This is a genomic window from Providencia sp. PROV255, from assembly GCF_028478065.1.
GTDB classification, from domain to species: domain Bacteria; phylum Pseudomonadota; class Gammaproteobacteria; order Enterobacterales; family Enterobacteriaceae; genus Providencia; species Providencia rettgeri.
In genome coordinates, this window is record NZ_JAMPMI010000012.1 from 15,363 (window position 1) to 37,783 (window position 22,421).

General features: G+C 40.9%; 18 protein-coding genes. 10 read left to right on the top strand and 8 right to left on the bottom strand.

Translation table 11 applies throughout. The features are described 5' to 3' along the window. The first annotated feature begins 89 nt into the window (after positions 1 to 89). Both prlC and rsmJ read left to right on the top strand, forming a co-directional pair. The gene (gene prlC / locus PR725_RS14445) at positions 90 to 2,132 is read left to right on the top strand and encodes an oligopeptidase A (RefSeq protein ID WP_272569526.1); all 2,043 of its coding nucleotides are present in this window, start codon (positions 90 to 92) and stop codon (positions 2,130 to 2,132) included. Then, positions 2,125 to 2,895 (top strand): 16S rRNA (guanine(1516)-N(2))-methyltransferase RsmJ, encoded by a 771-nt coding sequence (rsmJ, locus tag PR725_RS14450; RefSeq protein ID WP_109913165.1) that lies wholly within the window; start codon positions 2,125 to 2,127, stop codon positions 2,893 to 2,895. Before prlC ends, rsmJ begins: the two co-directional genes overlap by 8 nt. Positions 2,896 to 2,978: 83 nt before the next feature. On the opposite strand, the gene gdhA is transcribed toward rsmJ, so the two are convergent. Together gdhA and uspA are read right to left on the bottom strand one after the other, a co-directional pair. Then, positions 2,979 to 4,313: an NADP-specific glutamate dehydrogenase gene (gene gdhA / locus PR725_RS14455; protein WP_109913166.1), complete on the bottom strand. Its 1,335-nt coding sequence runs from the start codon at positions 4,311 to 4,313 to the stop codon at positions 2,979 to 2,981. A 266-nt stretch (positions 4,314 to 4,579) separates the two neighbouring features. After that, positions 4,580 to 5,014 (bottom strand): universal stress protein UspA, encoded by a 435-nt coding sequence (gene uspA, locus PR725_RS14460; protein ID WP_004263149.1) that lies wholly within the window; start codon positions 5,012 to 5,014, stop codon positions 4,580 to 4,582. 450 nt (positions 5,015 to 5,464) lie between these two features. Here uspA and uspB point away from each other — a divergent pair, with 450 nt between their 5' ends. Continuing rightward, a complete protein-coding gene (gene uspB, locus PR725_RS14465) occupies positions 5,465 to 5,800 on the top strand; it encodes a universal stress protein UspB (RefSeq protein WP_004906561.1) in 336 nt (111 codons plus the stop codon). A 131-nt stretch (positions 5,801 to 5,931) separates the two neighbouring features. Here uspB and pitA read toward each other — a convergent pair whose 3' ends face one another. Beyond that, positions 5,932 to 7,422 carry an inorganic phosphate transporter PitA gene (gene pitA / locus PR725_RS14470; RefSeq protein WP_004906562.1) on the bottom strand — a complete coding sequence of 497 codons (1,491 nt, stop codon included), beginning with the start codon at positions 7,420 to 7,422 and terminating at the stop codon, positions 5,932 to 5,934. A 375-nt stretch (positions 7,423 to 7,797) separates the two neighbouring features. Here pitA and PR725_RS14475 point away from each other — a divergent pair, with 375 nt between their 5' ends. Beyond that, a complete protein-coding gene (locus tag PR725_RS14475) occupies positions 7,798 to 9,000 on the top strand; it encodes an NAD(P)/FAD-dependent oxidoreductase (protein WP_004906564.1) in 1,203 nt (400 codons plus the stop codon). A 496-nt stretch (positions 9,001 to 9,496) separates the two neighbouring features. Then, the gene (locus PR725_RS14480; protein ID WP_109913168.1) at positions 9,497 to 10,195 is read left to right on the top strand and encodes a pirin family protein; all 699 of its coding nucleotides are present in this window, start codon (positions 9,497 to 9,499) and stop codon (positions 10,193 to 10,195) included. Between the two features lie 67 nt (positions 10,196 to 10,262). On the opposite strand, the gene pckA is transcribed toward PR725_RS14480, so the two are convergent. From pckA to PR725_RS14500, 4 genes are all read right to left on the bottom strand, one after another. Further along, positions 10,263 to 11,882, bottom strand: a complete 1,620-nt coding sequence (gene pckA, locus PR725_RS14485; RefSeq protein ID WP_004906570.1) for a phosphoenolpyruvate carboxykinase (ATP) — start codon at positions 11,880 to 11,882, stop codon at positions 10,263 to 10,265. 203 nt (positions 11,883 to 12,085) lie between these two features. Beyond that, on the bottom strand, positions 12,086 to 12,958 hold the full coding sequence (hslO, locus tag PR725_RS14490; RefSeq protein ID WP_004263166.1) for an Hsp33 family molecular chaperone HslO: 873 nt from the start codon (positions 12,956 to 12,958) through the stop codon (positions 12,086 to 12,088). Positions 12,959 to 12,997: 39 nt separating this feature from the next. After that, on the bottom strand, positions 12,998 to 13,408 hold the full coding sequence (gene hslR / locus PR725_RS14495; RefSeq protein ID WP_196718880.1) for a ribosome-associated heat shock protein Hsp15: 411 nt from the start codon (positions 13,406 to 13,408) through the stop codon (positions 12,998 to 13,000). A 64-nt stretch (positions 13,409 to 13,472) separates the two neighbouring features. Continuing rightward, positions 13,473 to 15,566: an IgaA/UmoB family intracellular growth attenuator gene (locus PR725_RS14500; protein WP_210782698.1), complete on the bottom strand. Its 2,094-nt coding sequence runs from the start codon at positions 15,564 to 15,566 to the stop codon at positions 13,473 to 13,475. Positions 15,567 to 15,892: 326 nt separating this feature from the next. Here PR725_RS14500 and nudE point away from each other — a divergent pair, with 326 nt between their 5' ends. Next, entirely contained in the window at positions 15,893 to 16,444 is a 552-nt protein-coding gene (nudE, locus tag PR725_RS14505) for an ADP compounds hydrolase NudE (protein ID WP_004906579.1), read from the top strand. A gap of 156 nt (positions 16,445 to 16,600) precedes the next feature. Here the strand turns inward: nudE and mrcA are convergent, their stop codons facing one another. Further along, the gene (gene mrcA / locus PR725_RS14510) at positions 16,601 to 19,117 is read right to left on the bottom strand and encodes a peptidoglycan glycosyltransferase/peptidoglycan DD-transpeptidase MrcA (RefSeq protein ID WP_004906580.1); all 2,517 of its coding nucleotides are present in this window, start codon (positions 19,115 to 19,117) and stop codon (positions 16,601 to 16,603) included. 116 nt (positions 19,118 to 19,233) lie between these two features. Here mrcA and PR725_RS14515 point away from each other — a divergent pair, with 116 nt between their 5' ends. From PR725_RS14515 to PR725_RS14530, 4 genes are read left to right on the top strand one after another with little or no spacing between them, the layout of a single operon-like run. After that, positions 19,234 to 20,073, top strand: a complete 840-nt coding sequence (locus PR725_RS14515) for a pilus assembly protein PilM (protein ID WP_109913171.1) — start codon at positions 19,234 to 19,236, stop codon at positions 20,071 to 20,073. A 3-nt stretch (positions 20,074 to 20,076) separates the two neighbouring features. After that, positions 20,077 to 20,622: a PilN domain-containing protein gene (locus PR725_RS14520; RefSeq protein ID WP_196719952.1), complete on the top strand. Its 546-nt coding sequence runs from the start codon at positions 20,077 to 20,079 to the stop codon at positions 20,620 to 20,622. Then, entirely contained in the window at positions 20,615 to 21,163 is a 549-nt protein-coding gene (locus PR725_RS14525) for a hypothetical protein (RefSeq protein WP_272569530.1), read from the top strand. Before PR725_RS14520 ends, PR725_RS14525 begins: the two co-directional genes overlap by 8 nt. Then, positions 21,156 to 22,220, top strand: coding sequence for a transporter (locus tag PR725_RS14530; RefSeq protein WP_227024235.1), 1,065 nt, complete (start codon positions 21,156 to 21,158; stop codon positions 22,218 to 22,220). The genes PR725_RS14525 and PR725_RS14530 overlap by 8 nt, the downstream gene beginning before the upstream one ends. Positions 22,221 to 22,421: the final 201 nt, after the last annotated feature.

The window sequence follows — 22,421 nt, forward strand, 5'->3', positions numbered from 1 at the left end:
TATTTGGGTATAAGTTCGCCATTTAACTTTTATTGTCAATACAGTAAGCCTTGGCCTACGAGCACAAGCCTGCAATCACAGGATGTTTTATGACAAATTCATTATTAGCCGATTCCGCACTACCCCGCTTTTCTACTATAGAGCCTGCGGATGTTTTCCCCGCAGTCCAACATGTACTCAATGAATATCGCCAAACTGTAGAAAACCTGCTGAGTGCAACGGATCAATACACTTGGGACAACCTGTGCCAACCTTTAGAAGAAGCCAGCGATAAGCTTTCTCGTGTTTGGTCGCCAGTTAGTCATTTGCACTCTGTGAAAAACAGCCCAGAACTGCGCGAAGAGTATGAAAAATGCTTGCCGTTATTGTCTGAATTCAGTACTTGGATGGGGCAACATGAGCCTTTATATCAAGCATATAAGTCATTAAAAGAAGGGGCTGAATTTAATTCCCTTAGCCAAGCTCAACGTAAATCCATCGAAAATACCTTACGTGATTTTGAATTATCCGGCATTGGCTTACCCGCTGAAAAACAGCAACGTTACGGTGAAATCGTCGCACGTTTGTCGGAAATAGCGTCTAAATTTAGCAATAACGTTCTTGATGCTACCATGGGTTGGAGTAAGCTCATTAAAGACGAAAATGAATTAGCGGGTATGCCAGAAAGTGCAATTGCTGCAGCAAAAGCCATGGCTGAATCAAAAGGTGAAGAAGGCTACTTACTCACTCTTGATATGCCAAGCTATTTACCTGTTATGACCTATGCTGACAACGCAGAATTACGTCGTGAGATGAGCCATGCATATAGCACCCGTGCGTCTGACCAAGGCCCAAATGCAGGTAAATGGGATAACAGCGAATTAATTGATGAACTGATGGCTTTACGCCACGAACTAGCGCAATTATTAGGTTTTAAAAACTACGCAGAAAAATCCCTAGCGACCAAAATGGCCGAATCGCCAGAGCAAGTGCTGAATTTCCTCAATGATTTAGCCGACCGAGCTCATCAGCAAGGGGAAAATGAACTGGCTGAACTGACCGCTTTTGCTAAAGAGCATTATGGTGTCGATACGCTTGAATCATGGGATTTAGCCTATTACAGCGAAAAACAAAAACAGCATAAATTCTCATTAAATGATGAGCAGTTACGCCCTTATTTCCCTGAACAGCGCGTCCTGAATGGGTTATTCGAGGTTGTTCATCGTATCTATGGTTTAACCGCTAAAGAGCGCAATGACGTCGAAACATGGCATAAAGATGTACGTTTCTTCGAACTCTATGACGATACCAACACTCTGCGCGGTAGTTTCTACCTTGACCTCTACGCCCGCGAACATAAACGTGGTGGGGCTTGGATGGACGATTGTGTGGGTCGTATGGTGCATAAAGATGGCTCACTACAAAACCCTGTCGCTTACTTAACTTGTAACTTCAATAAGCCACTCGGTGATAAACCCGCCCTGTTTACCCATAATGAGGTCACTACCTTATTCCACGAATTTGGTCATGGTTTACATCATATGTTAACGCAAATTGATGTTGCAGATGTTGCAGGGATTAACGGTGTGCCATGGGATGCCGTCGAACTACCAAGCCAATTTATGGAAAACTGGTGCTGGGAGCCCGAAGCCCTCGAATTTATTTCTGGCCATTATGAAACAGGCGAACCATTACCAACAGAAATGCTCAATAGCATGTTAGCGGCGAAGAATTACCAGTCAGCTATGTTTGTTCTGCGTCAGTTGGAATTTGGTCTATTTGACTTCACCTTACACGCTGAATATGACCCAGCAAAAGGGGCGCAAGTCATGCCAACGTTATATGCAATTAAAGATAAAGTCGCAGTGGCTCCTTCACCAAAATGGTCGCGCTTCCCACATGCCTTTAGCCATATCTTTGCGGGGGGATACGCCGCAGGTTATTACAGCTACTTGTGGGCAGATGTACTCGCGGCAGATGCATACTCACGCTTCAGTGAAGAAGGTATCTTTAATCGTCAAACGGGTCAGTCCTTCCTCGACAATATCCTAAGTCGTGGGGGTTCTGAAGAGCCAATGGCACTGTTTGAACGCTTCCGTGGCCGCAAACCAGAACTCGATGCGATGTTAAAGAGCTATGGTATCCATGGCTAATGACATTGCGATCCAGTTGATCTGTGAAGAGGGTGCCGATCCCGGCACGCTCTCTCAACTTTCTGAAAAATGGCAGCTTTCTCATACCCCTGATGCCGTTATGGCTGTCGTGCTTACGCCTGAAAATTTACAACTGCGTAAGCTAGATGAACCTAAATTAGGGGGAATTTTTGTCGACTTCGTCTCTGGGGCTATGGCCCATCGCCGTAAATTTGGAGGGGGTCGTGGTGAAGCGGTCGCCAAAGCTGTGGGAATCAAAAAAGATTATATTCCCGATGTGGTTGATGCCACTGCTGGCCTAGGGCGTGATGCCTTTGTTCTCGCCGCTCTCGGTTGCCATGTCCGCATGTTGGAACGTCACCCTGTGGTTGCTGCCCTATTAGACGATGGCTTACAACGGGGCTATCAAGATGCAGAAATTGGCCCATGGTTACAAGAGCGAATGTCATTGATCCATGCATCCAGTATTACCGCTCTGAGTGAAATAACCCACGCGCCTGATGTTATCTATCTCGACCCGATGTACCCTCATCGGCAAAAAAGTGCTTTAGTGAAGAAGGAAATGCGAGTATTTCAGTCATTGGTGGGAGCAGATGATGATGCAGATTCATTATTAGCCCCTGCGATTGCTTTGGCTAAACGTAGAGTCGTTGTTAAGCGCCCTGACTATGCAGAGCCCCTTGCGGGACAAAAAGCGCCATCAGCGATTACCACTAAAAACCATCGGTTTGATATCTATCCATGCATTAAAAATAACGAATAAACGTAACGGCGAAGGGCGTATGTACAGGTGAATTTATCAGTATGATACAGCCGCCCTTTCGCGTACGTTTTGAGGTCAGAGAATTACAACACACCCTGCCCAAGCATTGCATCAGCGACTTTTACAAAGCCCGCGATATTAGCACCTTGAACATAGTTTGTTTGTTTCTCTTCGCCACCGAATTCCACACAGTGCTGGTGAATATCCAACATGATATGGTGTAGACGAGCGTCAACTTTTTCTGCTTTCCAGCCTAGACGAGCCGCATTTTGAGCCATTTCAAGACCTGACGTTGCCACACCACCTGCATTAGCCGCTTTACCTGGAGCAAACAGCACTCCCGCTTCAAGGAACAGTTCGGTTGCAGGGATCGTCGTTGGCATATTAGCCCCTTCAGCGACCGCTTTAACACCATTTTTGATTAACACTTTTGCTGCATCAACATCCAGCTCATTTTGTGTGGCACATGGCAAAGCAATATCGACAGACACATTCCATGGTTGCTGGCCCGCTAAGTAAGTTAAGCCAAACTCTTTTGCATATTCTTCAATACGACCATAGTTGTTTTTGATTTCTTCCAAACGTGCAAGTTTTTCTGTTGTAAAACCGTCTTCATCAACCACAGTACCACTTGAATCAGAAGCTGTAACCACTTTAGCGCCAAGCTCCATACATTTTTCAATGGTGTACTGTGCAACGTTACCTGAACCGGAAACTGCTACACGCATCCCTTCAAAGCCTAGGCCATGGCGTTTTAGCATTGCATTTGTGAAATAAACCAAACCGTAACCGGTTGCTTCAGGGCGAATTAAACTACCACCAAAAGACAATCCTTTACCGGTGAATACACAAGAAGTGTCATTAGACAGTTTTTTCATCATACCTGTCATAAAGCCCACTTCACGTCCACCCACACCAATATCCCCCGCAGGGACGTCAGTATTAGAACCAATATGGCGATAAAGTTCTGTCATCAATGCTTGGCAAAAACGCATCACTTCGCCATGGCTTTTACCTTTAGGATCAAAGTCAGAGCCACCTTTACCACCACCCATTGGCAATGTGGTCAGGGCATTTTTCAGTGTTTGTTCAAAACCTAAGAATTTCAGAATGGATAAATTCACAGATGGATGAAAACGCATACCACCCTTGAATGGGCCGATTGCAGAGCTAAATTGTACACGCCATGCACGGTTGACTTGAACTTTACCTTGGTCGTCTACCCAACACACTCGAAATTGAATCACACGTTCAGGTTCAACAAAACGCTCAAGTAATGCTTGGTCACGATACTTCGCATTTTGCTCTAAGAACGGCCAAAGGGAAGTGAATACTTCACGTACCGCTTGTAAAAATTCAGGTTGAGAAGGGTCTCTTTTTTGGACAGACTCCAAGAACGAAGATAGTGATTGTGTCATCTATGTCTTCCTTTTTAACATGTAGTTGTTGTGATGTGCCTCACTCTTTCTTATCATTATTTTTAGGAAATGTGAGGTTGATTTGCGTTTGCCTATTGAATATATCATTAGTTTGTATTCTAAATTCAAGGTTTTTTTTCACTCTATAGCAAAATAAATTGCTTGACCTGCCAATAACTACCTCAAAATACATATTTTGAAACAAAAAAAACGCCTGCATAAGCAAGCGTTTTTAGTGAATAATATTTCAAACAGCGTGATATGGATTATTCTTCATCATCATTTAGTGGCACAATCAACATATCCACATGGACTGTATTGATTAGTTGGCGAGCAGACGACATCAGCTTGCTCCAGAAATCTTGGTGGTGCCCACAGACCACTAAATCCATATTGTATTTTTTGATGGCATCGACCAGTACTTGGCCTAGATCACCACTACCGCTGAGTGTTTCTTGAATTTCATAACCTGCACCTGCAGACAAATCTTTCAGAGCATTACGCGTTTCATCAGTAATACGTTGCTGCATGTCACCAAGATTGACATCAATAAGACCGGTATAGAGGTCTGAATAGTTAACATCAACATGGATCATAGATACTTTGGCCCCGTAAGGTTTTGCCATAGAGACAGCCTTATCCAGTAATACTTTACTTTCAGGTGATAAATCTACCGCAACGAGAATATGTTTGTAAGCCATAAGTAAACTCCTTCCGAATGCTGATTATCTGGTGGTTATGCCTTCACCACATCTTTATGAATACTATACCTGCTAATTGTGATTATTAAGTGTTGCTTTGATCACATCTAAGCAGATTAACCTTAAAATCATCACTTCATATAACATTTTATAAAACAATAACATCATTCATTCAATTTTAATATATTGCCCTAAAAAATTCGAGTTATGGAGACTCTTTAGCTTAGTAAAACAACAAAGTTGCCCAGCAAACTGTGATATTAAAGTTCAGTAACTCAGGTTTATTTTCTTCAATATAAACAAAAGGTCATCACAAATTTGCGCTAATTGCACTTTTTTTAAACAATAATTTATCCTACAATAAAATAACTGAGTATAAGTATAATTTTTCTGCTGTATTTCCTTTGCGACAATTGCTGTGAGCTTGAGCTAGGTTCTAAGGAGAGGATTATGTTCAGTATGATTGCATTGTTTTGGGCATTATGCATTTTGTGCATCTTAAATATGATGCGGTACTTTTCTTCCGTTCGTGTTCTATTGTCTATTTTAAGGGATTCAGACCCTCTGCTTTATCAATCCGTTGATGGTAATGGTTTTTTTACTACACACGGCCAGCTAAACAAACAACTCCGGTTAGTTCGATACATAAATAACAAACAATACCTTGAACATTATGACCCTGAAGTTATTTTGCGTTGTGAGCGAATCCGTAAGCAATTCATGATGATAAGCAGGCTCAGCATACTTGTTATCGTGAGTTTAGCGTATTTATTGATAACAGGTTAACTATGATCGTAACTTTCTAATGAAAAAATAGTGATGGCCTTTCGATCATCACTATTTTGTATATGTAGATTACTGTGTTCATGTAACTGTTAAAGGCTCCATACTCATGTATGAAGCCAAAATTAGCGCGACTAGATAAACAACAGCGATAGCCAGTATAAACCGCCGGATAACACAATGGACACCGGTAAAGTTAATAACCATGCTAGCGCAATGCTTTTAATGGTTTTTGTTTGTACACCACCACCATCGACAACCATCGTACCCGCCACTGCAGAAGATAAAACCTGCGTTGTTGAAACTGGCATACCAGTATAACTTGCCACACCGATAGAGACTGCCGCAGTTACCTGAGCAGATACACCTTGCGCATAAGTCATACCTTTCTTACCAATTTTCTCACCAATGGTCACAGCAACACGCTGCCAACCAAACATGGTGCCTAATGATAATGCTAAAGCAACCGCAATAATGATCCACAATGGTGCATATTCAACGGTATACAGCAAATCATTACTGAGTTTTTTCAGTAAGCTGGCATCTTTGGAACTGGTTTCTGGTAATTTTGCAACCGCATTCGCAGTATCAGAGATACACATCAGCAAACGGCGTGCGTGGTTACGTTGGTCTGGCGTCAGCTCTTCATAACTTTGAATGCCATCAAGCATCGTTTGCGCTTGATTTAAAATAGCGCCAGTACGTGTGCTATCACAATGGAATTCACCACCGGGTTCATCACTACTTTCTGCAACGGTCGGGGCATTTTCTATTGCATGGTTTAACGCTGGTTTATGTGTTTCATAGTATTGTTGCAGGTGGACAACCGCATCATGTGTTTTTGCGATGTCATAACCGTTAGAATTCATATTCATAACGAAACCTGCTGGAGCAACACCAATTAGCACCAGCATGATAAGACCGATGCCTTTCTGACCATCGTTCGCACCATGGGAGAAACTCACCCCAACTGCTGACAAAATCAATGCAGTACGGGTCCAGAATGGCGGCTTACGCTTACCATCTTTTTTCTCACGTTCCGCAGGTGTTAAGTGAATACGACGACGTTTCTTTGTGCCACTCCAATAACGGCGCAAAAAGAAAATCATCAAACCGGCAATCACAAAACCGATAGCGGGAGACAAAATTAATGACATGAAAATACTGATCATTTTCGGTATATTCAAGGCATCAACGACAGACGAATCAGTCACAATCGCGTTGGTTAAACCCACCCCGATTATCGCCCCGATAAGTGTGTGTGAACTGGAAGCAGGAATACCTAAGTACCAAGTTCCAAGGTTCCAAATAATTGCAGCCAAGAGCAATGAGAAAACCATTGCAAGGCCGTGAGCTGAGCTCACATTAAGCAAGAGGTCTGTTGGTAAGAGATGGACAATGGCATATGCAACGCTCAACCCTCCCAGCAAGACACCAAAAAAGTTAAAAACCCCTGCCATGACAACTGCGAACTGAGCCCGCATTGCTCTGGTATAAATAACCGTTGCTACCGCGTTAGCGGTGTCATGGAAGCCATTTATAGCCTCATAGATCAGCACAAACAACAGTGCCAGAACTAATAATAGACCTGTATGAAATTCTAAACCTGTAAAAAGATGTAGCATAGACGTTAAGCCATTATATGTTGGACATGAACGCGGCGCATTATCAGTGACAAACGCTGGCGGTGGAAGCAAAATCTAACCTTTTTTTGATTTAACTACCCATCAAAAAAGCACCTCATAGCAATTACCCCATATATTTCAATGAATTGCAGCAATCAAACTTATTCTGAATTTTTGAAACTTTTTAACGATATTTCCAGAAAATAATCGTTGTTTGCTTTTTTTAGACGAATTTCTCTAATTATAATACGTCCTGTATAGTTTTCATCAGTTCTTCCTCAAAGCTTTACATTACAATCTCGATGAGATGACGTAAAATATCCCAGTTATCAATGTAATTATGCTTAAAATCAAACATATATAGAGACACTTATTGTGAAAAATTTCGACGTTATTATTTTAGGTGCTGGCGCAGCAGGTTTATTTTGTGCCTCACACTCTGGCAAACGCGGTTTGAAAACGCTAGTGGTTGATAACGGGAAAAAATTAGGCAGGAAAATATTGATGTCCGGTGGCGGACGCTGCAATTTCACTAATATGTATACAGAGCACAGTAATTACATTTCTACGAACCCGCACTTTTGTAAGTCAGCACTTGCTCGCTATACACAGTGGGATTTTATTGCCTTAGTCGCTAAATATAATATCCCTTATCATGAAAAAACCTTAGGGCAGCTTTTTTGTGATAATAGCGCACAAGATATCGTCGATATGCTGCAAAGTGAGTGTAACCTACCTAATATCACTATTAAGTTACGTAGTGAGGTCACTGCCGTTGACAAAATAGATGATGGTTTTTTAGTCACGATTAACGGCTCTCAAGTAAGTACCCACTCACTTGTCGTTGCAACCGGCGGCTTATCGATGCCTGGTTTAGGTGCAACCCCCTTTGGCTATCGCCTTGCGGAACAGTTTGGGCATACTATTATTCCAACACGAGCAGCACTGGTGCCCTTCACTTTACATAAACCCCTTTTAGAAACATTGCAGGTACTTTCAGGCATCTCTGTCCCTGCAACGGTAACAGCAGCAAATGGCACCGTATTTAAAGAAAATATTTTATTCACCCATCGGGGGCTTTCTGGTCCAGCCATTTTGCAAATATCCAGCTACTGGAACCCTGGTGAGTACGTAAGTATTAACTTACTTCCCGATATTGCCGTAAATGATTTTATCGCTTCAGAGAAACACCAGCACCCAAATCAATCGTTGAAAAATACCTTAGCAAAAATACTACCTAAACGGCTAATTGAGATATTACAAGCTCAAGGGCAAATCCCTGAATGTGCGCTAAAACAGCTTAACCATCCTCAAATTGAAGCGTTGCACACCACATTACACCAATGGCAGGTACAACCTAATGGAACGGAAGGGTACCGCACAGCTGAAGTAACATTAGGTGGCGTTGATACTCACGAAATATCGTCTAAAACCATGCAATCGCTTAAAGTGTCTGGCCTGTACTTTATTGGTGAGGTGATGGATGTAACTGGCTGGCTCGGAGGTTATAATTTTCAATGGGCATGGAGTTCCGCGGCTGCATGTGCGGAAAGCTTGCCTCTCCCTTTCACTGAATAATAGGAAAAAGACTGGAAACATACTCAGTCTTAACTCGACGCTTAACGGAATTGTTCTGTTAGGAGTATCCTCCTGTATTGATGCCCAGAAAATCTTAATCCATTGAAAAATAATGGTTAATATTTAATTTCATATAAATCATATAATTGCAGTTTTAATTATAAGATATATTATTTTGGTTAAAAATAATGCTTTACAAACGATAGTGATAACTATTATCATTATCATCACTTCCTCGATAGGGTTACTTAGTCACCCTTTTGCAGGGGGTACGACATTGCTCACATTGCTTCCAGTGTTTACTTTAGCCAGCCTTGCGCTGGCTATTTTTTTATCCACACCACAATTTTCTGCAATCACCGCGTATCTTATTCAAATTTTTTGAATCCTATGGTTAATGGGAGCTACTTTTCTCTGCGTATAAATTGGTTAAACTGTCATCAACACATTTAGAGCGAGTTCAACCAAGGTTGAAATCCGTACAGGAGAGAACACGATGATTTATTTACGCAAAGCAAACGAACGTGGTCATGCAAACCATGGATGGCTCGACAGTTGGCATACTTTTTCATTCTCTAGCTACTATGATGAGCAATTTATGGGCTTTTCTGCACTGAGAGTGATTAACGAAGACTTTATTGCTGCGGGCCAAGGGTTTGGAACCCACCCCCATAAAGATATGGAAATATTGACCTATGTGCTCAATGGGACTGTCGAACATAAAGACAGCATGGGCAATATGGAGCAAATCCCTGCGGGTGAATTCCAAATTATGAGTGCAGGTACGGGTATTCGTCATTCTGAATACAACCCAAGCAATGAAGAAGAGCTACACCTGTACCAAATTTGGATCATTCCTGAGAGAACGGGTATTGAGCCACGTTATGAGCAAAAACGGTTCGATTCCAAAGATGGCAAGCAATTGGTGCTATCACCGGATGCACGTGATGGCTCATTAAAAGTTTATCAAGATATGGAACTGTGGCGCTGGGCATTACCTGCAAATGAAACACACACTCATGCGGTCGCTGATAAGCGAGTTGTATGGATTCAAGTCGTCAAAGGGAATGTGGAAATCAATGGCCAAAAAGCAACCACCAGCGATGGTTTAGCTATTTGGCAAGAAACAGCACTCACCATCAAAGCAAGTGAAGATAGTGAAATCCTGTTGTTTGACTTACCATCCGCAGAATAATCATTTTCACAACAAAAAAGGCTCTACATTGGTAGAGCCTTTATTATTTATTGATTCACAAAACTAATTACAGTTTTGGCCCGGCTTTCACCAGTGCAGCACCTGCTGGCGTGTCCGTGTACTTATCAAAGTTATTCACGAAACGTTCTGCTAAGTCTTGCGCTTTTTCATCCCACTGCGCTTTGTCTGCATAAGTATTACGTGGGTCAAGGATATTGGTATCCACACCCGGTAATGCTGTTGGGACTTCTAAATCGAACACAGGCAGTTTAATCATGTCCGCTTTTTCGATATCACCACTTAAAATAGCATCGATGATGGCACGAGTATCTTTGATGGAGATACGTTTGCCTGTACCGTTCCAGCCTGTATTCACTAAGTAAGCTTTCGCGCCAGCCGCTTCCATACGTTTAACTAATACTTCAGCGTATTGTGTTGGGTGCAATGATAAGAATGCAGCGCCAAAACATGCAGAGAATGTCGGAGTCGGTTCCGTCACACCACGCTCTGTCCCTGCTAATTTCGCGGTAAAGCCTGATAGGAAGTGGTACTGCGTTTGTTCAGGCGTTAAACGAGAAACAGGTGGCAACACACCAAATGCATCTGCGGTTAAGAAGATAACTTTTGTTGCATGGCCCGCTTTAGAAACAGGTTTTACAATGTTGTCAATGTGGTAGATTGGATAAGAAACACGGGTATTTTCCGTTTTTGAACCATCATTGAAATCAACAGTACCATCTGCCAACACCATCACGTTTTCCAATAACGCATCACGTTTGATAGCGCCATAGATGTCTGGCTCAGCTTCTTTAGATAAGTTGATCGTTTTTGCGTAGCAACCGCCTTCAAAGTTGAATACGCCGTCATCATCCCAACCGTGTTCATCGTCACCAATTAACTTACGTTTTGGATCGGTAGAAAGTGTGGTTTTACCTGTTCCAGATAAACCAAAGAAAATGGCGACATCGCCTTTTTCGCCGACGTTAGCAGAACAGTGCATAGATGCAATGCCTTTTAATGGCAGCAGGTAGTTCATCATAGAGAACATACCTTTCTTCATTTCGCCACCATACCAAGAGCCACCGATCAGTTGCATGCGCTCTGTTAAGTTGAACGCAACAAAGTTTTCTGAATTCAAACCTTGTGCTTCCCAATTCGGGTTAGTACATTTCGCGCCGTTCATGACGATGAAATCAGGTTCGAAGCCCACTAGCTCTTCATCTGATGGGCGAATGAACATGTTTTTAACGAAATGCGCCTGCCATGCAACTTCAGTGATGAAACGTACTTTTAGACGAGTGTCGGCGTTCGCACCACAGAATGCATCAATGATAAACAAACGTTTACCAGACAGTTGTTCAGTCACTAAATGTTTGAGATCCGCCCAAACTTCTTGTGACATCGGTTTGTTGTCGTTTTTACCTTTACCTTGGTCTGCCCACCAAACTGTATCGCGAGTCACGTCATCACGTACAATATATTTATCTTTTGGTGAACGACCAGTAAAGATACCTGTATCAACCGCAACCGCACCTAAAGTGGTTACTGTTCCACGCTCATAACCTTCAAGTCCTGGCTTAGTTTCTTCCGTGAATAATAGCTCGTAACTTGGGTTATAAACCACTTCAGCTACATCATGAATACCGTACTTTTCAAGTTCCTTCAGGGTAATGCTTTTAGCGCTCATTATATTGCTCCTGGTAAACATAATTAATCTGCGGATGATCATAATTCTTTACGACTAATTAACAGCGATTGCTATCAAAGAATTGAAAATGTATAATTTTTTTTAATTCATAATGAGACTTAGAGCACGTAATAATGCTTTAAAATTATAAAAAAAGGGTGCAGAATTGCACCCTTGTCACATAATTAGGTTGCTAAATCGTATCAGTGAAGTTGCTGATTTAGCTCATTATTTAACCCTTGAAGATCGGATTCAATAAATACGTAATGTGAGCCACAAAATTCACACTCCATATCAATTTTTCCATCTTTGTGTAAAATATCGATAACATCTTCCTTCGGTAACGTCGCTAATGTACTTTCGCAACGCTCCCTTGAACAAGTACAACGAAACTCGACAGATTGTGGGTCATATAACGTGACATCTTCTTCATGATAAAGACGATGTAAAACCTCTTTCACATCCAATGTGCTCAGCTCTTGGCCTTTAATTGTGGCTGTCAGTTGCACTAAGTGGTCAAAGAAATCATGGCTTGTTTCATTTGCCGCTGGTAAAACTTGCAACAACATGCCACCTGCACTTGGTTTCCCATCTACTTCACCCACACGAATGAATAAACGAGTTGGCAATTGCTCTGACTGGCGGAAATAGGCATCAATGCTTTCTTCAATAGAATCCCCTTCGATCGCCACAATTCCTTGATAACGTTCACCTTGATTCGGTGTGATGGTAATCACCATAAAACCATTACCAATCATCTGCTTCAGAGTGCTACCAGCCACAACAGGGCCATCTACACGTGCAACACCACGCATCTGTTGTAAATTATTACCGTTGATAACCGCCAGATTAACCGGCCCATCCCCTTGAATTTGGACAGTAATATCACCATCAAACTTCAACGTTGCCGTCAATAAACTGGTAGCAACAAGTAACTCACCTAACAAACCTTTCACCGCTGTTGGGTAGTCATGGTTTTCTAAAATATGTTCAAAGGTTTCATCAACACTGATCATTTCCCCACGAACGGAATGTTGCTCAAATAAAAAACGGTGGAGTAAGTCTTGGTTTGCCATAATATCTCTCTATTGCTCGGTCTGTTACTCAGGCCGTCATCAAGACGACTCATGAGAATTTGTTTGTTTAAACTTTAATAGAGTACGCCGTTCTTTCTTATCTGGACGTCGCTCTGGATGCGGCATCGTAAGTGCATTCATCTTACGCACTTGTGCCATTTTCTCTCGTTGTTCAATACTTTCTACGGTTTCACAGTACAGCAACTGTGCTTCCGGTGCGCCTTTGCGCTGGCTGCTAATTTGCATGATTTCAACCGTCCGTTCATCATTACCTTGCCGAAGCTTAACGATTCCGTGTAGCTCAACAATCTTCCCGGGCTTAGTTCTTTGCCCATTATAATGAACTTTACCGCCTTCAATCATTTCACGGGCGACTGCACGCGTTTTATAAAATCGCGCAGCCCACAGCCATTTATCAAGGCGAACAGATTCTATAGTGGATTGATTCATGGTGCCTCCTCAACATAAGTCTGAATCAAACTAAGAAGAGGCTCCCTCTATTTTCGGGATGATACTATCGACGATAGGAAGGGGGATTAGCCTCAAAGCATTTATCATAATATTCTGTGATATTACGCAAACGCTTCTTATTATTCAAAACACGTAGCACAATCAACGAACCATTTAACAAAGCACACACTAACAAAAACAGGATAAAAATCGCACTACGTATATACTGAGATACCACTTTTGCATTGGGCTCTTCATGCAACACAATTTGCAATGTGCCATTAGCATCTACTGATAAACTCGTAATGACCCCTTCAATATTGAACGGTGTATTGATTAGAAGATTTGATAACCTTTGCAATTCTTGCCAACGCTGTAATGGCGATAACTCATTAAAAGAAGCTCCCGGTATCGAATCGACTAAAGGCTTATTTTCATCACTAATTAATAAAACACCTCCAGGAGGTGGACTATTAATTTTACGCACTTCTCTGTCTATTTCTGTCCTGATAAAATCATATATGGTGTCTTCCACGATGTTTTCCAAGGCCTCTGCGCTACCCGCACGCAATAAAACATGAGCCCCTTTTAATTTTCCTGTGGATGCTTTCTTTACTAATGTAGGCCAATCCTCTGTACTTCCTAAGTTAGTCAGTGCATTTTTTAATTTTAAGCAGTTATCCGAATTATGGCACAGTTGTTCTGTTCCCATAATAATAGCCGAAAAATCAAAGATGATATTCATCCCAGATTTCATAATATCGCGCTGTAACCTTGGATTAACCCCGACTGAGTTTTTGTCTGGATGTAATTGGCTTTTGACAGTATCAAGCAATGATATTGAACGTTCGACAACCTCTGATTGAGGTTCAGTCAGTAAACTAACATCATTCCAATAAATACCAGAGCAATCAAACGGTACAAATTGAGCTTGGTTTTCTTTATTCAAATTCGGTGGGCGGTAACACATCCCTTTACCTTGGGCAACTAATGTATCCCCAACTTTAAGCTGACGAGCAACGAGATCATTAGGGTTTTCAACCGTGATTTTCTCTGTACCACCTAACCAAGCAAAACCCAGTTTTATCGGCAGCCCCATCGGTTGATATGCAAATATCAGAGACATCGTTAATAATGCCCCAACTAACATCAATACATTCTTCTTGAACCGTTTATATGGGTAATAACGTTCTTCTTCATGCAACGAAAGGTATTTACCGTGTCTAACTACCTCACCCGTTGCATAAAAATCAATATTAACGGCTTGGTTTTCTTCGTATTTTAAATAATTTCCCCAATGACTGGGGTAATGCAAATCAATCCCCGCAATAGAGGTATTTGTTGAGTATTTTTTATCAAGCTCTCCATAAAGTTCCCAACGCTTTGGCTGACCATGAATACATTGAATATCTTGGTATTTTCGAGGAAACATCCTAGAGCGAAAAAGAACAAGTAACCCAATGACAAACGTAATCATTGAAATCACTAACCCCGATTCCTGTAATAACGGGATTGAAACGAGGGTTAAATAACCAAATAAAAAACTCAGGCAAATGATCGCAGCGCCAAGCCAGCCCGTAGAATGGTGTAATCTATGCTCTTCTATCGTCTCTTTACGCACTTTTAATCGTTCAATGCTATGTTGGCCACGTTCTTGAATTGCAGCATCAGGCAATATTGAATCGAGTGGCACGCCAGTTTGCCATTCACTACTAAAATCTTTCAATGAGTGACTATTCATTGAAATAATCAATGGTAAATGATCTGTTTCGACTATCTCCATGACATTTTGGCGCTGCAAAAACGGTTCAAGCTGTGAAGGGAGCTGAACTTCAATGGTATCAATAAAATAACGCCAGCTATTTCCCTGCTCTTGGCGCAAATTAAAACGCGTTAATGAATGGCAAATTGTTGCTATTGTTGAATTTTTTTTGATTTGCCATGGATGTTGAGAAGAATTTATTGATACAGCAGAGCAATAATTTAAATACTGAGAGATGGTTTGGTAATCTGAATCAATCATTTTTCTAAATGATGGTGACGCTACAGAGGGTATTTGATAGACGCCAGAACGCCGCCCCCGCCTAAAATATAGGAAGGAAGCCATTATAGTCAGGCTAATAACAATTATAGCCGTTATAATGACATGGTTCAGCATTGTTTCCCCAATGAAAAATGAATAAGAAAAGCATATCAACCATCAGGCTTTCTAAAAATAAGCCAATTCCTATTCTATTTAGGATTTTTATTTTAAATTACAACATCTTGTAAAAAATTTTTTTATTTATTCATCCGTGCTATTTTTGAACGACGATTATACTAACAGCATTTTATCGACTCGATAATATCTATCATTTTATTTTGATATAGGTCATAGTTGTACGGTGATTTCAAAATACGGGCAGTACTAAGTACAACGCGTCTCGTAAATCAATGAAATATGCTTTTAGCAATAGATTTCACTCATCCTGTTCGGAAATCGTTATGACAGAGTTAAAAAAACCAAAAATCTTGAATATTCAAGATGTTGCTCAATCAAAATTATTCAGCATTCAATCAGTTGATCTCGAATTTAGTAATGGCGAAAAACGAGTCTATGAAAGAATGCGGCCCGCAAAACGTGAAGCGGTTCTTATTGTTCCTATCATGGGTGATAACCTCATCCTCATTCGCGAATACGCTGTCGGGATTGAAAGCTATGAATTAGGCTTTCCCAAAGGTGCTATCGACCCCGGCGAAATCGCCATTGAAGCAGCCCAACGTGAACTCAAAGAAGAAATAGGTTATGGCGCTAATCACATTGTTCAGCTCGCCAAACTTACGATGTCACCATCATACTTCTCAAGTAAAATGAACATTCTTATCGCTCAAGACTTATACAGCGAAAAACTCGAAGGAGATGAGCCAGAACCACTACAACAAGAGCTATGGCCAATATCTCGAATGATGGAATTACTGGAACACCCTGATTTCAACGAAGCTCGGAATATTAGCGCACTTTTCTATCTAGAACGTTACTTAAAAAGTAGTAAGTAAAAACACTTATTATTGTATCAGCTGTATGTGATTTCCATAAACAATTATTAATATTGGCACATAATCGCCTGATATATTAAATGTCTCTATAGAAAACACCCCATGTTTTAAATCAACAATGGGGTGCTAATTGAGAGAGTTTAGCCAACAATAATTTTAAAATAGCTCTTGGCTAGCCCCACCTTCCGTAGAAATTGTCGTGCCTACCTCTTGTACTGCATGTTCTTTCGGTTCTGTTCCTTCAATAAAATACTCACGACGGGAAGAACCTAACTTACCTGTCCGGCTATCAATGGATACAGAAATAACCCCTTTAGGTGGCTTCATTGTTTTCACAGGCACTCCATCCAAAATAGACTTCATAAAGTCATCCCACATAGGCTGTGCACTTTTAGCACCCGCTTCACCACGACCTAGTGTGCGCCTATTGTCATCGAAACCTATCCATGCTGAAGCCACAACATCTGGACCATAGCCAGAGAACCAAGCATCCTTCGAACTATTCGTTGTTCCTGTTTTTCCACCAATATCACGCCGGCCACCTAAGTCTCTCGCTGCACGCCAACCTGTACCAGACCAACCAGGCTCGCCATAGATATTAGTCATCATCGCATCCCTAATTAAGAATGCGAGTGGGGTATTAATCACATGAGGTGCATATTGATCACCGGCGTTCCCGTCTAGGTTAGATGCCGTTGTTAATTCCATTGTTGGCTCTTGTATGACGGTATTATCATCCGATTGCGTCACTTCTTCGGTAGATTCATCATCTATACCTTTACTCGCAATAGTGCGTTCAGTATCCCCATAAATCACAGGAATATTCGTACAATCAGGGCATGCTATTTTAGGATTAGCTTCGAAAATAACCTCATCATTATGATTTTCGATCTTCGAAATGTAGTATGGGTCAATCAAATACCCACCATTGACCATGACGGCATATCCACGAACCATTTGCATTGGTGTAAATGATGGCGCACCTAGCGCTAACGCCTCTGTACGGTTAATATTTTCCGCTGGGAAACCAAAGCGAGTCAAATAATCAGCGGCGTAGTCCACACCCATGGCTCTCATTGCGCGAACCATCACAACGTTTTTTGATTGGCCTAAACCTTGACGCAAACGAATAGGCCCATCATATCGAGGTGGTGAATTCTTAGGACGCCAATCAGAACCTGCGCCCGCATCCCAACGGCTAATCGGCACATCATTAAGTAATGATGATAATGTCAGGCCTTTATCCATCGCAGCGGTATACAAGAAAGGTTTAATATTCGAACCAACTTGGCGTAATGATTGAGTAACCCGGTTAAACTCACTCATATTGAAGTCAAACCCACCAACAAGCGCAATAATTGCACCGTCATTCGGATTCAAAGCAACAAAGGCAGCATTTACATCAGGCACTTGCCCTAACCACCAGTTATCTTTAACTTTTCGAACCCAAATTTGCTCACCCACTTGCATCACTGCATTTACGGCTCTTGGCGTGGCGCCTTGCTGAGTATCTGAAATAAATTTACGTGCCCAACGCACCCCGGTCATCGTAATTGGGATTTGCGAGCCATCAGCTAACATCACTTGTGCTTCTGAAGCCGTTGCAGATGTTACGACGGCAGGCATTAATGGCCCATAAACAGGCATTTTCTTCAATTTTTCAACAATCTGCTCTGCTGTCCAAGCCGTTTCATTCTGTTTCCATAAAACCTCGGCAGGACCGCGATAACCATGGCGAGTATCGTAGTCGATCAAATTATTACGAACTGCAGTTGTTGCTGCTTCCTGATCTTTGCGGATCACCGTAGTGTAAACTTTATACCCATCGGTATAGGCATCTTCACCATATTTATCAAACAAGGTTTGACGCGCCATTTCAGCTAAATACGGCGCAGAAAAATCGATTTTCGGCGCATGATATGAAGCAACTATTTTTTCATTTTTTGCTTGTTCATACTGGTCTTGAGTAATGTATTTCTCCTCAAACATACGAGAAAGAACCACATTACGACGACTTACCGCACGGTCATAAGAATACAGCGGGTTAAATGTAGAAGGCGCTTTTGGCAAACCCGCAATCATCGCGATTTCACTAAGCGTCAACTCATCTACTGTCTTACCAAAATAAACGTACGCAGCCGCCCCGACGCCATAAGCACGGTTACCTAAATAAATTTTATTCAGGTACAGCTCCATAATTTCATCTTTAGTAAAAAGCTGCTCAATGCGAATAGCTAAAAAAGCCTCTTTAACTTTACGCATCAAGGTTTTTTCAGGACTTAAGTAAAAGTTTCTCGCGAGCTGCTGAGTAATCGTACTGGCCCCCTGAGAAGCATGACCAGATGATGCCATGACAGTAACAGCACGGAAAATACCAATAGGGTCAATCCCGTGGTGATCATAAAAACGGCTATCTTCAGTTGCAATAAACGCTTTTATCATTAAAGGAGGAATTTCTGCCAGCGGTAAAGGAATACGACGTTTTTCCCCATATTGGGCAATCAATTCGTTATCCGCACTGTATACCTGCATTGGAATTTGCAGACGAATGTCTTTCATTGTTGCGACATCAGGTAACTCACCTTCGACATATTTATACATGCCATAAATCGAGGCGGTTCCCAAAAAAATGCAACAGAAAACAAGAATAAAAAAGTATTTTACGAACTTCACCGGAAAATTCCCATGCTCGGCTAACAAGAGGGTTTAGATATCACTAACACACAGTATAAAGCTTATACAGCACAATAGAAAACGTAATTTATTTGTTAATGATAAGGAAATTAACTATGTATACATCAAAATGGAACATTGGGATCGACCTATATCGAGATAGAATCCAGCTAGTCGCTGCAAAGCGGCGCAGACAATACTGGCATTTATGTGAATGTTGGCAGCAGCAATTACCATTCGAATTAACGGATAATTCTAGCCATCAGCAGTATGAAATTTTACTGGATATTTTATTACAATGGCGTCAGAAATTACCTAAAAAGTGTTCAGTATCCTTCGCATTACCTGCCGTTCGTACAATAAAACAACAAATTTCATTACCCAGTGAAATCAAATTGCCACAACCGGAATTAGGGTGGTACTTACAATCTCAAGCTGAAAAGCGTTTTTCTATGCACGCCCAAGAGCTGGTTATCGACTATCGCGTCATCAAACAACAAGTTTATTTTAATGGGGCTCGCCAGTCAGATATTACCTTTTGGCAAAATCTATTTACAGAAAGCGGGTTTAACCTACTTGCTATTGATGTCGCCCCCATAGCTTTACGTTATGTGGCAAGAAATGCGGGTTTACCCGATGAATGTTGGGTTATTCATTACCGACAAGGTGAATGGCTTTGGTCAGGGCCAACTAGCCAACCAGCGAATTACAACCATTTACAAGATACCGACATACCGACACTTTCCCACTTGCTGCCCTTTCTTGATCGAGATGATACTCCCCCTACTTCGCCTATCTACCTGATTACAGATCATCAACATATTCATCACACCGCTAAGGTTGCTCATCATTGGGAATTACGTCAAGCTTTTCAAAAGCATAATATTAAATTACCGCAATTATTGGGGGATTTTGTGATTGCCGCCGGCCTTGCTTTACGTCATGGAGATATTTAACTGATGGAACTATACCAAGTTAATTTTCTTCCTTGGCGCCAACAGCAAATAAAAAAGAAGATACGAGAGTTTTTACTCTTTTGTTTTGTGGTTTGCTGTTCAGTAATTATAGCTTGTATTTTTTTACTTTTATTTCAACAAATTGAAATAAATGACCTAAAAAACAGAAAGCATAATAGCCAACTGCAATACGAACAGATACAGCAATTAACATTACAAATCACGGCTCAACAAGCACAGAATAACCGTTTGATGAACAAAAAAAGACAGATAGATAGCATCATGGAAAATAATCAATTTTTACTTAGGCTATTACAAAATCTGTCGACTATAACACCGCCCAAAAGTTGGCTCACAAATCTACAGTTAATGGATAACAAAATAGAGATCAAAGCTAACAGTTATGATTTTCAAGATATCAATTCACTCAGCTTACAGCTTAAAAAACACCCTGGTTTGAGCGATATTCAATTGAAAAAAATCAGCCGAATGAATCAATTAAATCGTTTACACCTAACTGCTAAATACCAAGGGGAGTTCGATGAGTGAATCTACACATTCTTTTTGGTATCGCCCTTTTTGGCAACAAACGCTACCGGTTTGCTTCTTCATGGCTCTTTGTATCACTGCTGGGTATTTTTTATACTGGAAAGAAAACCAAAATCAGATCATGGGATTAGCCACTGAGAACCTGAGTTTAACTGAAGCAATTGCAAAAGAAACAAAAACTCTCCGCCACTCACCTTCGTTGCAACAGCTAGAAAAGCAGGCTCAATTGTTAAAACAATCAGTTGATACTAACGAAGCCCCTCTTGAATTACTTACACAGTTAAATACTTTACTTTCCCGTTCTTCAGTCACACTTAATCAATTGCAACCCATAGATATCAATACCTATTTTATGGAGTTCCAAGGCAATTTTGCTGCTATTTATTACGTTATAGAGCAACTTCTTACTCCTCCTCAAACTCAGAGATGGCATTTTCATGACATAAAAATAAATTTAAAACAAGGAGTTATTGTTACCACCATCTCATTTTCTTTTTTCAACAACACTCTTGCTATCAAGGATGATAACCATAATGAATAGCTCACTAACTAACATTCACATGATAATTATTGGAGGACTCCTCTTTTTATCTTCATTTTTAGTCTCTGCCGAAGAAATTAGAGATCCCTTTGCACCACTTACCCCACCTTTAGTAATAGAAAATCAGCCCACTTCGGAGATTACAATAGCGCCGATAGCGCCAAGTAAAACACCACAAGCCGAAAAAATATTTAAATTAGTCTCAATCAATGTTCAAGAGGTTCGTCTCCTATTAGAACACCCTGATACGTCGTTATTATCAAAAAATGCATCTATCCATCACGATATCACGACAAACAGCCTCATTATTAAAGATGATCCAGACCGATTAGCACTGATTGATGAATGGATAAAACATAAAGATATGCCAAATAAACAAGTGCAAATCACCGCACATATCATTAGTAGCAGCCGAACTGCATTACAAGAATTGGGTTTAGAATGGGGAATGATGGCAGGGGGAAACCTGAGCGCTAATCATTTACATCGTTACAACCGTTACTCTTCAATATCCGGGCAATTTTCCTTCAATGTTCTTAGCCTTGGAGAGGGTTTACTTGAAATGAAACTTAAAGCATTAGAAAAAGAAAATTTGCTTTCTATTATTGCGAGTCCTCGTTTAGTTGCTTCACACCAACAACCCGCAAGTATTCAGCAAGGTACAGAGATCCCCTACGTCACCAGTAATGAAAAGAAAACGCACGTACAATTTAAAGATGCTGTACTCGGGATGGATGTCACTCCCGCTATTGTGCGTGATGAAAAAGTTGAGTTAAATCTAAAAATTAGTCATAACTCGCCTGATACTGCACTCACTAGCAGTCAACATCATCACTTGGCCATCAATAAGCAAGAAATCGCAACGACCGTCACTATCAAAAATAATGAAACACTTATCCTTGGGGGAATTTTTCAGCAAAAACAAGAAAAAACAGAGACGGGGTTACCTTTTTTATCTCACATTCCTTTTCTAGGTACATTATTCACAAATACGGCAGAGCATATAGATAAACGTGTCCTTATCGTTTTTATAACACCAAAACTTATCAATATTTAATATAGAAAAAATAACGCATATACTTCAAATAGTTGAATAAGCAATAAGTCAAAGATGACAAAAAAAAATATTTTTTATGCCATAAACCTACCGGATAAATTTGACGCTGACGTCGTTTTAGCATACAAGGTTATCCATTGAGTGTTCTAACTATCCGTAGATTAAAGAACAAGCTGTCAGTCGCTTATAAAACAGCCACAA

Excerpts from the sequence above, each read along its gene's own strand:
- prlC (WP_272569526.1), top strand. The coding sequence starts at position 90 with ATGACAAATTCATTATTAGCCGATTCCGCACTACCCCGCTTTTCTACT.
- rsmJ (WP_109913165.1), top strand. The coding sequence starts at position 2,125 with ATGGCTAATGACATTGCGATCCAGTTGATCTGTGAAGAGGGTGCCGAT.
- gdhA (WP_109913166.1), bottom strand. The coding sequence starts at position 4,313 with ATGACACAATCACTATCTTCGTTCTTGGAGTCTGTCCAAAAAAGAGAC.
- uspA (WP_004263149.1), bottom strand. The coding sequence starts at position 5,014 with ATGGCTTACAAACATATTCTCGTTGCGGTAGATTTATCACCTGAAAGT.
- uspB (WP_004906561.1), top strand. The coding sequence starts at position 5,465 with ATGTTCAGTATGATTGCATTGTTTTGGGCATTATGCATTTTGTGCATC.
- pitA (WP_004906562.1), bottom strand. The coding sequence starts at position 7,422 with ATGCTACATCTTTTTACAGGTTTAGAATTTCATACAGGTCTATTATTA.
- PR725_RS14480 (WP_109913168.1), top strand. The coding sequence starts at position 9,497 with ATGATTTATTTACGCAAAGCAAACGAACGTGGTCATGCAAACCATGGA.
- pckA (WP_004906570.1), bottom strand. The coding sequence starts at position 11,882 with ATGAGCGCTAAAAGCATTACCCTGAAGGAACTTGAAAAGTACGGTATT.
- hslO (WP_004263166.1), bottom strand. The coding sequence starts at position 12,958 with ATGGCAAACCAAGACTTACTCCACCGTTTTTTATTTGAGCAACATTCC.
- hslR (WP_196718880.1), bottom strand. The coding sequence starts at position 13,408 with ATGAATCAATCCACTATAGAATCTGTTCGCCTTGATAAATGGCTGTGG.
- PR725_RS14500 (WP_210782698.1), bottom strand. The coding sequence starts at position 15,566 with ATGCTGAACCATGTCATTATAACGGCTATAATTGTTATTAGCCTGACT.
- nudE (WP_004906579.1), top strand. The coding sequence starts at position 15,893 with ATGACAGAGTTAAAAAAACCAAAAATCTTGAATATTCAAGATGTTGCT.
- PR725_RS14515 (WP_109913171.1), top strand. The coding sequence starts at position 19,234 with ATGTATACATCAAAATGGAACATTGGGATCGACCTATATCGAGATAGA.
- PR725_RS14520 (WP_196719952.1), top strand. The coding sequence starts at position 20,077 with ATGGAACTATACCAAGTTAATTTTCTTCCTTGGCGCCAACAGCAAATA.
- PR725_RS14525 (WP_272569530.1), top strand. The coding sequence starts at position 20,615 with ATGAGTGAATCTACACATTCTTTTTGGTATCGCCCTTTTTGGCAACAA.
- PR725_RS14530 (WP_227024235.1), top strand. The coding sequence starts at position 21,156 with ATGAATAGCTCACTAACTAACATTCACATGATAATTATTGGAGGACTC.